The organism is Palleronia sp. LCG004, assembly GCF_032931615.1.
GTDB lineage: Bacteria > Pseudomonadota > Alphaproteobacteria > Rhodobacterales > Rhodobacteraceae > Palleronia.
Genome location: NZ_CP136761.1, coordinates 83,027 through 98,986, shown reverse-complemented (window position 1 = coordinate 98,986; position 15,960 = coordinate 83,027). Strand labels below are relative to the sequence as shown.

General features: G+C 67.5%; 13 protein-coding genes. 3 read left to right on the top strand and 10 right to left on the bottom strand.

From position 1 onward, the window contains the following. Nucleotides 1-20: 20 nt before the first annotated feature. The 4 genes from RVY76_RS16810 to RVY76_RS16795 are packed head-to-tail and all read right to left on the bottom strand — an operon-like array spanning nt 21 to nt 4,715. Entirely contained in the window at nt 21-1,019 is a 999-nt protein-coding gene (locus tag RVY76_RS16810; RefSeq protein WP_317377511.1) for an ABC transporter permease, read from the bottom strand. Continuing rightward, nucleotides 1,016-2,512, bottom strand: coding sequence for a sugar ABC transporter ATP-binding protein (locus RVY76_RS16805; protein ID WP_317377509.1), 1,497 nt, complete (start codon nt 2,510-2,512; stop codon nt 1,016-1,018). The genes RVY76_RS16810 and RVY76_RS16805 overlap by 4 nt, the downstream gene beginning before the upstream one ends. Then, a complete protein-coding gene (locus RVY76_RS16800) occupies nt 2,509-3,660 on the bottom strand; it encodes a Gfo/Idh/MocA family oxidoreductase (RefSeq protein WP_317377507.1) in 1,152 nt (383 codons plus the stop codon). Before RVY76_RS16800 ends, RVY76_RS16805 begins: the two co-directional genes overlap by 4 nt. After that, entirely contained in the window at nt 3,657-4,715 is a 1,059-nt protein-coding gene (locus RVY76_RS16795; RefSeq protein ID WP_317377505.1) for a sugar phosphate isomerase/epimerase family protein, read from the bottom strand. The genes RVY76_RS16800 and RVY76_RS16795 overlap by 4 nt, the downstream gene beginning before the upstream one ends. Nucleotides 4,716-4,817: 102 nt before the next feature. Here RVY76_RS16795 and RVY76_RS16790 point away from each other — a divergent pair, with 102 nt between their 5' ends. Together RVY76_RS16790 and RVY76_RS16785 are read left to right on the top strand one after the other, a co-directional pair. After that, complete coding sequence (locus RVY76_RS16790; protein ID WP_317377503.1) at nt 4,818-5,882, top strand: LacI family DNA-binding transcriptional regulator; 1,065 nt, start codon at nt 4,818-4,820, stop codon at nt 5,880-5,882. A gap of 362 nt (nt 5,883-6,244) precedes the next feature. After that, entirely contained in the window at nt 6,245-7,684 is a 1,440-nt protein-coding gene (locus RVY76_RS16785; RefSeq protein WP_317377502.1) for an MFS transporter, read from the top strand. 34 nt (nt 7,685-7,718) lie between these two features. Here RVY76_RS16785 and RVY76_RS16780 read toward each other — a convergent pair whose 3' ends face one another. Beyond that, nucleotides 7,719-8,141 (bottom strand): DUF2383 domain-containing protein, encoded by a 423-nt coding sequence (locus RVY76_RS16780; RefSeq protein ID WP_317377500.1) that lies wholly within the window; start codon nt 8,139-8,141, stop codon nt 7,719-7,721. A 371-nt stretch (nt 8,142-8,512) separates the two neighbouring features. Here RVY76_RS16780 and RVY76_RS16775 point away from each other — a divergent pair, with 371 nt between their 5' ends. Next, a complete protein-coding gene (locus tag RVY76_RS16775) occupies nt 8,513-9,517 on the top strand; it encodes an NAD(P)-dependent alcohol dehydrogenase (RefSeq protein WP_317377498.1) in 1,005 nt (334 codons plus the stop codon). A 110-nt stretch (nt 9,518-9,627) separates the two neighbouring features. Here RVY76_RS16775 and repC read toward each other — a convergent pair whose 3' ends face one another. The 5 genes from repC to RVY76_RS16750 all read right to left on the bottom strand — a co-directional run bounded on the left by repC (nt 9,628) and on the right by RVY76_RS16750 (nt 15,955). Beyond that, nucleotides 9,628-10,818, bottom strand: coding sequence for a plasmid replication protein RepC (gene repC / locus RVY76_RS16770; RefSeq protein ID WP_317377496.1), 1,191 nt, complete (start codon nt 10,816-10,818; stop codon nt 9,628-9,630). Nucleotides 10,819-10,994: 176 nt separating this feature from the next. After that, entirely contained in the window at nt 10,995-11,993 is a 999-nt protein-coding gene (gene repB / locus RVY76_RS16765) for a plasmid partitioning protein RepB (RefSeq protein ID WP_317377495.1), read from the bottom strand. After that, complete coding sequence (gene repA / locus RVY76_RS16760; protein ID WP_317377493.1) at nt 11,990-13,177, bottom strand: plasmid partitioning protein RepA; 1,188 nt, start codon at nt 13,175-13,177, stop codon at nt 11,990-11,992. Before repA ends, repB begins: the two co-directional genes overlap by 4 nt. Nucleotides 13,178-13,338: 161 nt before the next feature. Beyond that, nucleotides 13,339-14,523 (bottom strand): acetylornithine deacetylase, encoded by a 1,185-nt coding sequence (gene argE / locus RVY76_RS16755; RefSeq protein WP_317377491.1) that lies wholly within the window; start codon nt 14,521-14,523, stop codon nt 13,339-13,341. 16 nt (nt 14,524-14,539) lie between these two features. Beyond that, nucleotides 14,540-15,955 carry a M20 family metallopeptidase gene (locus tag RVY76_RS16750; protein ID WP_317377489.1) on the bottom strand — a complete coding sequence of 472 codons (1,416 nt, stop codon included), beginning with the start codon at nt 15,953-15,955 and terminating at the stop codon, nt 14,540-14,542. Nucleotides 15,956-15,960: the final 5 nt, after the last annotated feature.

Sequence of the window (15,960 nt, the reverse complement as noted above, 5' to 3'; positions counted from 1 at the left end):
TCCTCCCGTTGAATCTGCCGTCAGTCCGCGGTGCCCTTTCTTTGCAGGACCACCGCGAGGATGATGATGACGCCTTGAATGGCACCGTTGAGGTAGGGGCTGACCATGTCGGTCAGGTTCAGGATATTGCCGATCAGGCTGAGGATCAGGACACCCACCACGGTGCCCCAGACCCGGCCGAACCCGCCCTTGAGGACCGTGCCCCCGATGATGACCGCCGCGATCGCCTCGAGCTCCCACAAGAGGCCCGTCGCCGCCGAGGCGGAGCCCAGGCGCGGCACGTACATGATCACCGCGATCCCGACGAGGAATCCCAGAAGCACGTAGGTCAGCGTCTTCACGCGCTTCACCGGAACGGTGGAATAGCGCGCGACCGTCTCGTTCGACCCGATGGCGGCGCAATGCCGTCCGAAGGGCGTATGGCGCATGACGATCTCGCCCCCGATCGCGATCAGGGCGAAGACGATGATCGGCCAGGATATGCCGAAGAGCCCGCCGTAATAGACCGGGCGGTAGAGTTCGCGCATCGCGTAGTCGAGGCTCAGCGTGCCCCCGTCCGCGAGCCACGTGACGAGCGACCGGTAGATGCCCATCGTCCCGAGCGTCACGATGAAGGCCTCGATCCCCGCCCGCGTCACGAGAAGTCCGTTGACCGCGCCCGCGATCAGTCCCGCCACGAGCGCGAGGACGATCCCGACCCCGATCACCGACACCCCCTCGCCCAGCATCGGCAGGACGGTGTTCATCACCAGGATCATCAGGCCCGCGATGAACGCCGCCATGGAGCCCACCGAAAGGTCCAGCCCCCCGGCCGTGATGACGAAGGTCATGCCCACCGCGATGATGCCGATGAAGGCCGACCGCGCCAGCACGTTGGTGATGTTCGCGTAACTCAGGAAATTCGGGTTCAGTATGATGCCGATGATGATGAGGGCGACCAGCGCCAGGATCGGTCCCAGCACATGAAGGTCGACCTTCCATCCGCCCGTCCGGGCGCCTTGCGTCGTGGCACTGCTCATGCCGCTTCCTCCCCGTTCCCGCCGAGGCCGGTGGCCAGGCGGATGATGTTGTCCTCGTTGACCTGCTCGCCCTCGAGCTCGCCGGCGATGCGTCCCCCGTGCATCACGTAGACCCGCGCCGAGAGGCCGATCAGCTCGGGCATCTCGGACGAGATCACGATGATGGACCTGCCCCCCTCGGCGAGCTTGTGGATCAGCTCGTAGATCTGCCCCTTCGTCCCGATATCGATGCCGCGCGTCGGCTCGTCGATCACCACGACGTCGGGATCGGCCAGAAGCGTCTTCGCCAGAAGCAGCTTCTGCTGGTTGCCTCCCGACAGGTTGCCCACCGCCATGTCGCGCCGCGGCGCGCGGATGTCGTAATCGGCGATGGCCCGGTCGAGCGCCTTCTCCTCCGCCTTTCGGTCGATCAGCGGATGCGCATAGCGATGCAGCACGGGAAGGGTCAGGTTCTCGCGCAGGGATTTTTCAAGCAGGAGACCCGCGCCCTTGCGGTCCTCGGTCAGGTAGACGAGGCCGCGACGGCGCGCCTCCGCCACGTCGGCGGGCAGGGTCTCGCCCTTCAGCCGCACGGTTCCGGTGCGCGGGCGCAGGCCCACGATCCCCTCGATCAGCTCCGTGCGTCCGGCCCCGACCAGCCCCCCGATCCCGAGGATCTCGCCCTTGCGCAGGACGAAGGACGCCGTCTTCACGCGGCCGGGCACCGAAACCTCCGACGCCTCGAGGACGATCTCGTCCCCGCCGCGGCGCTTGGTTGGAAACAGGGCGGACATCTCCCGGCCGACCATCTTGCGGGCCATCTCGTCCTCGCTGAATTCCGACGCCGGGCCATGCGCCACGACCGCCCCGTCGCGCAGCACCGTCACGCGGTCGGCGATGGTCTTCACCTCGTCGAGCTTGTGCGAGGTGAACAGGATCGCCGCGCCGTCCTCGCGCAGCCGCCGGACCTGACGGAAGAGAACCTCCGCCTCCGCCCCGGTCAGAACCGCCGTCGGCTCGTCCATGATCAGCACGCGCACGTTGCGCGACAGCGCCTTGGCGATCTCGACCATCTGTTTCTGCGGCACCGAAATGCCCGACACCTTGGCCGTGGGCGACACCCCGGCCTCCAGCGTCTCCATCAACTCGGCCGTGCGGGCCTGCATGGTGCGGTGATCGAGGAACCAGCCGCGCCTGAGTTCGCGGCCAAGGAACACGTTCTGCTCGACGCTCAGCGCCTCGGCGAGGTTGAACTCCTGATGGATCATCACGACGCCCGCCGCCTCGGCCTCGTTGGCCGAGGAAAAGCGCACCTCCTCGCCGTCGAGCTTCACCGCGCCCGAACTCGGCCGGATGTAGCCCGCCAGCGTCTTCATCATCGTCGACTTGCCGGCACCGTTCTCGCCGATCAGCGCATGGACCTCGCCGGGCCGCAGGTCGAAATCGACCCCGTGCAGCACCTCGATCGGGCCGAAGGATTTCGAGACGTCCGACAGGGCAAGGGTCGCGCTCATCTGTCCAGCTCCACCCAGGCCGCGTCGCGCCCGGACGACCGCACGCAGGCCGCGACGAAGGCCACGCCTTCGACGCCGTCGCGTATGTCGGGCAGATCCAGCCCCTCTGGCGGCTCTTCTCCCGCCTGCCGTGCCCGGATCAGCCGAGCGGCATCGGCATAGATGGTGGCGAACCCTTCGAGATACCCTTCGGGATGTCCCGGCGGAATGCGCGTCCCGCCCCCGTTCGTGCCCGGCCCCCCGCGGGTCAGCCGCCGCGGCGGCTCTCCGTGGGTCGTGTGCCACAGCACGTTCGGCTCCTCCTGGAACCACTCGATCCCGCCTTTGTCGCCGAAGATCCGCAGCCGCAGGCCGTTCTCGTGACCGGGCGCGATCTGGCTGCACCAGAGCATCCCCTTCACGCCGCCCTCGAAGCGGAGCATCACATGCGCGTTGTCGTCCAGCACACGGCCCGGCACGAAGGCCGACAGGTCGGCGGCCAACCGCTCCAGCCGCAATCCCGACACGAACCGCGCAAGGTGATAGGCATGGGTGCCGATATCGCCCGTCGCCCCGCCGAGACCGGCCCGTTCGGGGTCCGAACGCCATTCGGCCTGCTTGACCCCCTGCTTCTCGACCGCGTCGGTCATCCAGTCCTGCGGATATTCGACCTGCACGACGCGCAACTGCCCGAGATCGCCGCGCGCGACCATCGCCTTCGCCTCGCGCACCAGCGGATAGCCCGAGTAATTGTGCGTCAGCACGAAGGCCGCGTCGCTCGCATCGGCGACCGCCTGCAGCTCCCGCGCCTCGTCGAGCGATGCCGCCAGCGGCTTGTCGCAGATCACGTGGATCCCCTCGGCAAGAAAGGCCTTGGCGACCGGCACGTGCAGATGGTTCGGCGTGCAGATCGCCACCGCCTCGATCCCGTCCTCGCGCGCGGCCTCGGCCTTCGCCATCTCCGCCCAGTCCGAATAGGTCCGGTCCGGCGCGATCCCGAGGGCCGCCGCGCTCTCCTCCGCCTTCGCGGCGGTCGAGCTCAGGGCCCCCGCAACCAGCGTGAAGTCGCCGTCGATGCGCGACGCGATCCGGTGGACGTCGCCGATGAACGCGCCCACGCCGCCGCCGACCTGCCCCAGGCGGATCGGAACGTGCCGTGCCGCGCTCATCGGTCCAGCCCCAGCATCCGGCGGTTCGCCGCGTCGTCCTGATCGCCGGCGGCGAAATCGTCGAACGACCGTTCGGTCACGCGAATGATGTGGTCCCGCGTGAACGCGGCCCCCTCCCTCGCGCCGTCCTCGGGATGCTTGAGCGCGCATTCCCATTCCACCACGGCCCAGCCGTCGAAGCCGTGCTGCGTCAGTTTCGAGAAGACGCCGCCGAAATCGACCTGCCCGTCGCCGGGCGACCGGAACCGGCCGACCCGGTCGGTCCATCCCTGAAAGCCGCCATAGACCCCCTGACGTCCGTTCGGCCTGTATTCGGCGTCCTTGACGTGGAACATGCCGATCCGCTCGGCATAGATGTCGATGAATTCGAGGTAATCGAGCTGTTGCAGGACGAAATGCGACGGATCGTAGAGGATGCGGCAGCGGGGATGGTTGTCGACCCGCTCCAGCAGCATCTCGAAGGTCACGCCGTCGTGCAGATCCTCGCCCGGATGCAGCTCGAAGCAGATATCGACGCCCTTCTCCTCGGCATGGTCGAAGATCGGCCGCCAGCGCCGCGCCAGCTCGTCGAACGCCGTCTCCACCAGTCCCGCGGGCCGCTGCGGCCACGGATAGAAGAACGGCCAAGCCAGCGCGCCCGAGAACGCAGCGATCTGCCGCAATCCCAGATGTGCCGACGCGTCGATCGTCTTCTTCAACTGATCCACGGCCCAGTCCTGCCGCGCGGCGGGATTGCCCCGGACGGCCTCGGGGGCGAACCCGTCGAAGGCCAGGTCGTAGACCGGGTTCACGGCCACAAGCTGCCCCTGCATGTGGGCCGAAAGCTCGGTGATCTCGACACCCGCCTCCTGCACCTGGCCACGCAGGTCTTCGGCCGCTCCGCGCGATTGCGCGATCGTGTCCAGATCGACCATCCGTGCATCGAAGGTCGGAACCTGCACACCCGCATATCCGTAATCGGCGGCCCAGCGGCAGATCCCGCTCAGGTTGTCGAACGGCGCGTCGTCGCCCGCGAACTGCGCCAGGAAAAGGCCGGGGCCCTTCATCGTCTTCATGTAACCCCCCCAGGTCTATGGCCCGCGTTTTCCTCCCGCAGGCCAAATGTAATCGGTTTCATCATCAAGACACAGGACCAAATTCTTTACAAGGGGGGTATTATGCGGCTTGTGCGGGACGAACTTCCGAGGGCCAGCATGATGAACGACCGGACACCCCACCCGACGGCGCGCATCAGCGACGTCGCCCGATTGGCGAAAGTCTCGACCGCCACCGTCAGCCGGACATTGTCGAATCCGGCGATCGTCTCCGAAAAGACCCGCACGGCCGTGCTTTCGGCGGTGCAGGCGACCGGATACTCGGCCAATGTCGTCGCCCGGAACCTGCGCCGCCAGCGCACCGGCGGCGTCATGGTGCTGGCCCCGAACCTCGCCAATCCGTTCTTCTCCGAGATCCTCGCGGGCATGTCGGACGTCCTTCACGAAGAAGACATCAACCTGATTCTCGCCGATACGCAGGTCGATATCCGCTCACGGCGGCGCCTCATCGGCTTCGCCGACCGCTCGCGGGCCGACGGCCTGATGATTCTCGACGGGCGTCTCGACCCGACCCTCTTCCAGCGGCCGCAATGCCCGCCCGTCGTGCAGGTCTGCGAGGTGGTCGAGGGCCTCCACTCGCCGCGCGTGGTGGTGGACAATGCCAGCGGCACGGCCGCCGTGGTCGATCACCTCGTCGAGCTCGGACATCGCCGGATCGCGCATCTCTCGGGTCCCGACAGGAACAGCCTGACGAGCGGCCGGGAACGGGGCTTCTCCTCGGCGATGGCGAGGCACGGCCTCGCCCCCCGCGCGGAATGGAGCTTCCGCGGCGACTTCACGCTCGCCGGCGGCGAGGCGGCCGCGGCCCGGATCCTGGCCCTTTCCGCCCGGCCGAGCGCGATCGTCTGCGACAACGACGAGATGGCCTGCGGCCTGATGAGCGCGCTGCACCGCGCCGGTCTCTCGATCCCCGGCGACATCTCGGTGACGGGCTTCGACGATATCGAACTCTCGCGCCACCTGACGCCCGCCCTGACCACGATCCGCCAGCCGCGTCGGATCGTCGGCCGCGCCGCCGCCGCCCGTCTCATCGCCATTCTCTCCGGCACGCTCGACGAGAAGGACGAGGATAACGAGGTGATTCCCGTCGAGCTCGTCATCCGCGGCAGCACCGGCCCCGCGCGCTGACATCCCCGTCCCGCCGATGCGGATCACCGCGACGCGAACGATACTCGCGCTAAGCGTGTATTACCGCACGGCTACTCGCGTATCATGCGACCTTATCCCCATATCGCGGGGATACTTTTGTGCACAAGCCGACCGCTCCTTGTGGAGTTCGCCGGAAACCTGTGCGGAAACATGACCTTGGACCGGCCCATCATGTCCGGCGCAGCAATCCCGCGATTTCCACCGCAACCGCCCCGCCCTGCCCCGCCCTCGCGACAACCGGTCCCGCCCCGCCGGGGGGCCCTCGGCTTGCCATCCGGGGCCGATCGGCGCACATCCGATCCCGAGGGGCCCCGGACGCCCCCCCATTATCGGATAGCCCCATGACACAAGACGCGACCGGAGCGGCCGCCTCCTCCGGCAGGAAATGGGCCGCGGCCGCGGTCCTCCTGCTCGCGAATTTCATGAACCTCGTCGACATCACCATCGTGAACGTCGCCCTGCCCTCCATGCAGGCCGAGCTCGACGCGCCGCCGAACCTCATCGAATGGATCGTCGCGGGATACACCTTCTCCTTCGCTCTGCTGCTGCTGCCCTCGGGCCGGATGGGCGATCTGGTGGGGCGCAGACGGCTCTTCGTCGGGGGTATCGTGCTCTTCACGGCGGCCTCGCTCGCCTGCGGGCTCGCGCCCGGCATCGGCACGCTCGTCGCCGCGCGGGTGGCCCAGGGGGTCGGTGCCGCGATCATGACGCCGCAGACGCTGGCCCTCGTTCCCACCCTCTTTCCGCCCGCGCAGCGCGGCGCGGCCTTCGGGCTCTTCGCGCTGACGGCGGGTCTCGCCTCGGTGGCGGGTCCGATCCTCGGCGGCCTGCTCATCGGGGCCGACATCATGGGGCTCACCTGGCGGCCGATCTTCCTCGTGAACATTCCGCTCGGGGCGCTCGCGCTCATCGGCGCGTTCCTTTTCGTCCCCGAGACCGAGGGCAACCGCAGGCTCGGCATCGACATCGTGGGGATCGTCCTCGCGGCGCTCGCGATGCTCGCGGTCCTCGTCCCGCTGGTCGAGGCACCGTCCCTCGGCTGGCGCACATGGATGTGGCCCATGGTGATCGCAGCGGGCCCCCTCGCCTGGGCCTTCCTCGCATGGCAGCGCCGGCAGGAGGCCCGCGGCGCACCGCAGCTCCTGCCGATGCGCCTCGCGCGGTCGGGCCCGTTCCTCAGCGGCGGCACGCTGAACGCCATCCTCTTCTCGGCGGTGCCCGCCTATTTCTTCACGATGGCCCTCTACCTGCAATCCGGCTACGGGCTCAGCGCGCTGCAATCGGGCCTGACGACCACGCCCTTCCCGCTGGGCGTCCTGCTCGCCTCGGCCACGACGGGCTGGTTCGGCTCGCGCTGGGTGCGGCCCCGCGTCATGGGCGGCGGACTGTTGATCTGCGTGGGCTTCGTCGGTCAGGCATGGGCCATCGCCGGCATGGGGGACGAGATCTCGTGGCTCCGCATGGCACCGTGGTTCTTCCTCGGCGGCTTCGGCCTTGGCAACACGGTCTCCCCGCTTTTCCAGGTGGCGCTGTCGGCGGCCGACGACGACGATGCCGGTTCGGCCTCGGGGGCCGTGCAGGCGATCCGGCAGGTCGGCATCGCCTTCGGGATCGCCATCATGGGCGGGATATTCTTCGCGATCCTCGGCGGGGCCCCCGTGGGCGACGCGGGGGCCTACCGCTCCGCCATGCTGGGCGCGATCTCCTACGCGAGCCTCGTGGCCCTCGTCGTGGCGCTGACGCCCCTCTTCACGCCCGTCCGCATCGTCGAGAAGGGCTGAGGGCCGCCAAGGTCCCCTGCCCTTCCCGTCCGTCTCAGGCCTTGGCCTTCGCGGCCTCGATGGCGGCCGCGACCTTGGCGCGCTGCTCGGTCAGGAACGACCATTCGGGGTGGCCGCCGGTCGCCTCGATCGCCGCGTCGTAGCTCTCGAGAAGCTTCTCGTCGCCCCGCGCGCATTCGGCATAGACGCCCGTTCCACCCGAAGACATCGCCCCGCGCAGGTCCATCAGGCCGCGATGCGCGGCAGCAAGCGTGGACCCGCCTTCCCCGAACTCGATCCCCTCGGCGCGCAGCGTCTCGTGGATCTGCGCGTGAAAGGTCTCGCGCTCTTCGATCATGCGATGCAGGAATGCGCCGACCTCCTTGTCGTCGATATCCTCGACCGCGTTGCGGTACCCGTCGCGGCTGTCGATCACCCGCGTGTGCAGGGTCTTCAGGCTGTCCTTCATGTCGCTCATCTCGGTCTCTCCTCTTCTCTCCGGCACGCAATCGGCGGCCGTCATCGCGGCCACAACACGCGAAACGGAGCCGCGATCCATGAACAGGATGCCGCACCGGAGTCAGAGGATTGATAGCGCTACCGGGGTTCATTTGAGGAGGTCGATCTTCCACCGGTCCGAATGACACGGTTCGGTACAGCCAATCCCCGTGGTAACGCTTTCGTGATCTACAGCATATCGCGATGCCTTGCTGCGCCCCTGTGCAGCCCCGCAACAGGCTCACGCCAATCGCACGCCACCGGTCCCTGACCCCACGGCGACCGGCCACGATGCTTTCCCCTGCCCCGCCGCGCCATAGATATCCAACCCGAACCGCAAGGAGAGAAATCATGAAAGCCATTCGCGTAGCAGCCCCCGGCGGGCTCGACCGCCTGTCCATCGACGAGATCGACACCCCCCGCGACCCCGCCCCCGGCGAGATCCGTGTCCAGCTCAAGGCATCGTCTCTGAACTTCCACGACTACGGCGTCGTCTCCGGCGCGATGAAGACCGAGGACGGCCGCATTCCCATGTCCGACGGTGCCGGTGTGGTCGAGGCCGTCGGAGACGGCGTGGAGTTCGCTCCTGGCGATCACGTCGTCTCGACCTTCTTCCCCCAATGGTTCGATGGCCCGGCCCGGATCGGGGACTTCTCGACCACCCCCGGCGATGGCGTAGACGGCTATGCGCGCGAGATGGTCACCGCGCCCGCCACCGCCTTCACCCGCGCCCCCGAAGGCTGGTCCCACGAAGAGGCAGCGACCATCACCACCGCCGGCCTAACGGCGTGGCGCGCACTGATCGTCGATGGCGGCCTCAAGGCCGGTGACGACGTGCTCATCCTCGGCACGGGTGGCGTCTCGATCTGGGCACTGCAGATCGCCCGCGCGATGGGCGCACGGGTCTTCGCGACTTCGTCCTCCGACGACAAACGCGCGAAGCTCGAAGAGATGGGCGCAGCCGGGACGGTCAATTATCGCGACGATACCGGATGGGGCAGCACGATCCGCGAGATGACCGGCGGCCGTGGCGTCGATCACGTGGTCGAGGTCGGTGGCCCCGCGACCCTCGACCAGAGCATCGACGCCGCCCGCATTGGCGGTCACCTCTCTTTGATCGGCGTTCTGACCGGCCGCGGTGGAGAAGTTCCGACGGCGAAGCTGATGGCCAAGCAGCAACGTCTGCAGGGCCTCATTGTCGGATCCCGCACGATGCAGCAAGACATGGTCAGGGCGATGGAACGTACCGGCATTCGCCCCGTCATCGACCGTAGCTTTCCGTTGACAGAGATCCCGGATGCCTTTGCGCATGAGGAATCCGGCAAACATTTCGGCAAGATCTGCCTGTCGATCTGAAGACATCCCCGCCGTCTAGATGTTCCTCGGGCGGCGGGATACTGAGAGTTCACAGCTGTGAACTTCTGGAATCAGGGTAAATGTTCACAGCTGTGAACTTTCCCAGACCCTCATCGCGATCGTTCTATGGCACCCAGCATCGCGATGGGGCTGAACTCCCCACCTGCGCATTTCCGCGAAAGATGACGGAGATAGGCACCCGGAGATTTGATGGTTTCGAACCGCTCCAGCATTGCTGCGACCGTTATCGAGGCGATATCCGGGCCCATCGCCGAAATTGCCTCGTTCCACGCGCTTTCCGTGATCCCGAGCATGGGTCGTATCACCTGCGCCGAGCGGATGAGATCGGCCATGTTACGGATCGGGTCCGGGGTGAAAGCTCTTAACTCTCGGCAAACTGATAGTACGAAGCTCAATGGGATCGCTTCCGGTGTCGCACTGCGCTCGTCGTTTTGCTTTATGCTTTCGGTCTCCGGTTGAGAGACGCTTTCCTCATCGTGGTCATTGGTTTTGGCAATCTTCTCAGAGTCAAAATCAGAGTATTCTTTATTTGATGTCTGATGGTGGTGCTCAATCTCGCGGTCATTGATGCTCGGATTTGTTGTTTCCGGCTCGAGGGCGGTCCTTGCGAGGTAAAGTCCCGCTTGCAGATCGGCGGCGATCCGGTCGAGGGCGGACAGGTCGTTGCGGCGGCGGAGGTCGCGTGCGGCGAGGCGGGCCAAGTCGGCGAGCTCGGTCCAGTTCGCGGCGTCCGGAGCGTTTATGAGTCCGAAATCGGAAAGCGCCGCGAGGTCGCGACGCATCAGGCTGACCTGCCTCCGGCGACGGTCGAGGGCTTCACGCTCGGCGATGGCGTCCTCGGCGGCGTGGCGGAATTCGGCTGCGCGGGCGAGGAGGGGGGCGAGGTCGAAGCCGAAGGCCTCGGATCCCGCGCGGTAGCGGCGCACGAAGCGTTTGCCGTTGGGGCTGTCGCGGCGGACGATGAGGCCACGATCGAGCAGCGTCGCAAGGTGCCTGCGCATGGTCGAACAGGCCATGCCGTTCAATCGTTCGCAAAGCGTGCTGTTCGAGGGATAGACAATGAGCGCGTCGCCGGTGAGTTCGCCGGCCGGATGAAAGCTTAGAAGCGCCTGCAGAACGGCCAGGGGGCGGTCGCCCAGATCGTAGGCGAGGCGCGCCGTCGTCAGGTCGCGCAGGATCTGCCACTTGTCCGCGCGGGCACCCGGCGCGGGGGCAGGGGCCTTGGGCAGGTGGACAGCCTCCACCGGTCGCCGGAACGACGTTATGGGTTCGTAGATCATGAAAATGTCACGACGGACAAAAAAATCCGGGCCCGCAAACCACTCTGGACTTGCGAGGGAAAGCGCCCGGCCCTACCTTGAAGCTGCGACACGTCAAGTGAGGGTCTCGTGGGGCGAAAGTCTTGCGGGACCTTTTTCCTGTCTGGTTCGTGCCTCCTGCTGTTTACCTCATGTGCTCAGTCTCCCGCGCGGTTCTTGTAGCGCGCGTGAAGCTCGTCGATGATCGTCCGCAGGTCGCTTTCGAGCCAGTCGGCGAAAGGACCGTCGGGAATGTCGAGGCGCAACCCCTTGTCGGAGCGCCGGATCGTGGCGGCACCCCCGGAGTCGAGCGCGACCTTCTGCGACCGGGGTGCCGTGGGGCGCCTGGGCGGCGGGGCCTGACGGGGCAGGGCGCGCATCACCGCCTCGAAGGCCGCGACGCTCGATTCCTCCTCGCGGGCGGCGTCGGCGAGCACCTCGGCGCGGTCGGCATCGCCATGGGCCCGGTGGGCCACGGAGGCCAGGCGATCACGGTCGAGATCGTGATCGGAGATGGTATTGGCGAGCACCTCCCATCTGGGGCGGCCGATGCCCGGGGCGGGTCCGATTGCCTCGGCCAAGTCGCGGCCCACCGCATCCACGATCCCCAGAGCCATCGAGACCGACGACTTGGTCACGGTCAGGATCTCGGCCACGTGGGCCTGATTGCCGAAGCCCTTGTCGATGAGTTCGCGCGCGAAGAGGGCGCGCTCGATATAGGTCAGGTCGCGACGGGCCATGTTTTCGGAGATCTGCGCGCGGGTCGCGGCATCCTCGTCCACGTTGGCGATGATCGCGCGGACCGTCTTGACCTTGTCGGAGGTCTGGATCGCCATGAGGCGGCGAAGCCCGTAGACGAGGAGATAGCGCTGCGAGTTCTCGGGATGGCGACGCACGAGGATCGGAACGGTCTGGCCGTTGGTCTCGATCGCATCGCGGAGCGTGTCGAGGTCGCCGGGCTCGAGCCGGTCCTTCAGGCGCTGGTTCTCGATGCTGTAGGGGTCGAGGTCCCAGACATTGTGTCCGTCGACCGCATCGCGCGCGGCCCTGAGCGCGCGGTTGCCCGAGGCCTGCGCGGGGGCAGGAGAGGCCTGCTTGTGACCGGCCGACGCGAGATCGTCGAGCATCGACATGCGCTTCTTGCGGCTTTCGCTCATGAACGCCCCCAAGACATTTGAATCAGTTGAGAAATTTCGTCGTTGACCGCGTTCAGGCTTTCGAGTGCGCGGTCATAGGTCGACCGGGTGAAGGCGCTGCGCTCGACCTCGTAGAGGGTCTGCTTGGTCAGGCCCGCATCCGATATGGCGGTCGATTTCAGCATCGGCGCGTTCAGGACCTGATCGCCGTACATCGTGCGCAGCAGCGCCACGACGCGGTTCTGCGGTGCGTCGGTGGGTTCGTACCGGGTGAGGAGGTAGCGCATCCAGTCATGGCTCATGTCGGCGCCGGATTCGGCGATCACGTCCATGAGGTCGGCCGTCATCCTGAGGAACTGGCTCATCGACATGACGTCGAGCATCTCGGGGTGGATCGTGACGAGGACGCCGGTCGCCGCCGACAGCGCCGACATGGTGAGAAAGCCCAGCTGCGGCGGGCAGTCGATGACCACGACGTCGTAATCGTCGTCGACCTGCGACAGCGCCTCGCGCACGCGGAAGAAGAAAAGGCCCGCGCCGCCATTCGACAGGGCGCGGGGGGTGTCGTGCTCGAACTCCATGAGTTCGAGATTGCCGGGCACGAGGTCGAGGCCGGGAATGTAGGTGGGCCGAATCACGTCGGAGATCGGGCGCGGATCGTCGTAGCGAATCGCGTCGTAGAGCGTGCCGCCATCCGAGAGGTCGAATTCGGGCTGCACGCCGTGGAGCGCGGTGAAGGAGGCCTGCGGGTCGAGGTCGATGCCGAGGACGCGGTAGCCCCTGAGCGCCAGACGCTGCGCGAGATGGGCGGCGGTGGTGGTCTTGCCCGAGCCGCCCTTGAAGTTCATGACGCCCAGGACCTGCATGTGGTCGCCCTCCCGCCGGCCGGGAAGGTAATCCCCGGGGCGGCGGGCGGTCTTTTCGAGAAGGATGCGCAAGTCCTTGATATCATGCGCGGAATAGAGACGGCGATTGCCGGAGGTAAGCTCGGGCGAGGGGCCGCGTCCCTCGAGGTGGAGCTTGCGCAGGTAGCTGTCGTTGATCCCCAGAAGGGCCGCGGCCTCGCCCGAGGTGAACTTGCGCATGGACTTGTCGGCATCGGGGGGAAAGAGGCTTTCGCGCTGCGCGTGAAGCTGCGCCGCGAGACGCTCCGCGTGATCGCGGATCTCTCCATTTAGGTCGCTCGGCGCGCCTTTTCGGTTCATATCGTCCTCTCACCGCTCGCGATCCGCTCCGGCTGGGTGCGCCGTGTTCACGGATCTGGGCGTTTTATCGCCCGTTTCCGTGACTATCGGCAAGGCGGCAGATTCGTGCAAGCGAAAATCGCCCATTGCGCGAAAGCCGCCGGACGGGCGGGGCAGGGGGGTCAGGCGCGCGCGCCATTGCTCGCGGCCGCGATCAGGCGCTCGAGGAAGGCGAGGCAGAGGGCGAGCTGGTCGATCTCGACATATTCGTCGGCCTTGTGGGCCTGCGCGATGGAGCCGGGGCCGACGATGATCGCGGGGATGCCGCCCTCGATCTCGAAGACGCCGCCCTCCGAGCCGTAGGAGACCTTGCCGCCGAAGGGGGGCAGGAGGGGGCGCAAACGCTCGAAACCCGGCGTGCCGGTCGCGTCGCCCATCGCGGGATAGGAGAAGAGCGTCTCGAACGCGATGCCCGTGCCGGGGTGGATGGCCTGCATCGCGGGTTCGAGCGTGTCGCGGATGCGGGTCTGGAGCGCCTCGAGATCGGCGCGGGCGGCGGCCTCGTCGATGCTGCGAAGCTCGAACGTGAAGTCGCAGCTGTCGGGCGTGACGTTCGTGGCGACGCCGCCCTCGATCATCGTGGCGAGGCAGGTCGCGTGGGGGACGGTGAAATCGGGGTCGAAGGGGCCGTCCTCGACATAGGATCGCGCGCGGTCGTCGATCATGGCGATGGCCCGCGCGGCCCATGCGACGGCGTTGACATGTTCGGGCGCGAAGGAGGAATGGCCGCCCGCCCCGGTGACCGTCGCGCGCACGGCGATCTTGCCCTTCTGGCCCGTGACGAGCGCCATGCCGCTCGGCTCGCCGATGATGGCGAGGTCGGGGGGATGGGGGAGGGCCTTGAGGTGGCGCGCGATGGCGGGGGCACCGAGGCAGCCGACCTCCTCGTCATGGGAGAAGCAGAGATAGAGGGGCCGCGCGAGGGTGGTCGCGTCGAGCGTTTCGGCCATCGCCATGAGGCAGGCGAGGAAGCCCTTCATGTCGCAGGTCCCGCGACCGTAGATGCGGCCGTCGCGTTCGACCGCCTCGAAGGGCGGGGTGGTCCAGTTGCCGGTGCGGGCGGGCACGACGTCGGTATGGCCCGAAAGGACGATGCCGGGGGCGTCCTCGGGGCCGAAGCGGACGACGAGGTTCGCCTTGGTGCCGGTCTTGTCCGGCAGGCGCGTGGCGACGCCGCCGAGGCGCGCGAGATGCGCCTCGACATGGTCGATGAGGGGCAGGTTCGAGTTGCGGCTGACCGTGTCGAAGGCGATGAGGTCGGCCAGATGCGCCATGGCCGCAGGGAGCTGGCTGTCCGTGTCGGCCATGCGCGACCCTCCTGTCCTATTCCGCGGCGATCGGGGGCCGGGTTTCGGCCGGGATCGGGTTGGCGTAGGGGGACTCGGCCAGGAATTCCTCGTGCGCGCGGCGGGCATTGGCGCGCAGCGTCTCGTCGGTGAGGGCGGCGCGGGCGGTCGCGGCCATCAGCTTGGCGGCGTGCAGCATCCCCTTGTGCGCGGTTGGCGTCTTGCCCTGCGCGGTCTGCTGCCAGGAATGGAGCGCGGTGCCGATGGCGCAGGTGGCGACGCGGGCCTGCACGGTGGGCACCGCCCAGCTGACGTCGCCCACATCGGTCGATCCCATGCCACCCGTCATCGGCCGGTCGAGCGGGGCCACGAAATCGAAGAGCGGAAGGTCGTAATCGGGCTTGGCCCCCACCTGGCGGAAGGTGTCGGCGATGTCGGCGCGCGTCATCGTCTTGCGCATCTCGCGGGCGAAGGCGATGTCCTCGGCATCGAAGGGGACGGGGCCGAGCGCGTCGAATTCGCGCTGCATCGCCTCGGACAGTGGCCGGTTCTCGACGAGGTTCGAGACGGCCGAGAAGACGCGCGAGCTGACTTCAGTACCCGACATCAGCGCGGCGCCGTCGGCGATGGCGCGGACCCGCTCGACCAGATCGGCGAGGCCGGCCAGATCGGGGCTGCGGATGAGCTGCCGGACGGTCGCCTTGGACTGAACGACGTTCGGGGCCGCACCGCCCGCGTCGAGATAGGCGTAATGGACGCGCGCGGCATCCGGCATGTGCTCGCGCATGTAGTTGACGCCGATATTCATCAGCTCGACGGAATCGAGCGCGGAGCGGCCGAGTTCGGGCGCGCCCGCGGCATGGGCGGCGCGGCCGGTGAAGGTGAAGTCGATCCGCGTATTGGCGAGCGAGCGCATGTCGTCCACCGCGCTGTAGCTGCCCGGATGCCAGGTGATCGCGATGTCCACATCGTCGAAATGGCCGTCGCGGACCATGTAGGTCTTGGCCGCGCCGCCTTCCTCGGCGGGGCAGCCGTAATAGCGGATGCGGCCGGGGATGCCTTCGGCCGCGAGCCAGTCCTTGACGGCCGTGGCGGCCGAGAGGGCCGCGGAGCCCAGAAGGTTGTGGCCGCAGCCATGGCCCATGCCGGTGTCGGAGATCGCGCGCGGCGCGGCCTCGCCGGGGGCCTGGCTCAGGCCCGGAAGGGCGTCGTATTCGCCGAGGATGGCGATGACCGGTCCGCCCTCTCCGGCCTCGCCCATGACGGCGGTGGGAATGCCGGCGAGGTTCTCCGTCACGCGGAAGCCCTGTTCGCGCAGCATCTCGGTATGGGCCGCGCAGGAGCGGGTCTCGGTATAGGCGATCTCGGGCGTGTCGAAGACGCGGTCGGCGAGGCCCTTGAAAGCCTCGGCGCGGGCATCGACATGGGACCAGATCGGGTTTTCATTCTGCATCGGAC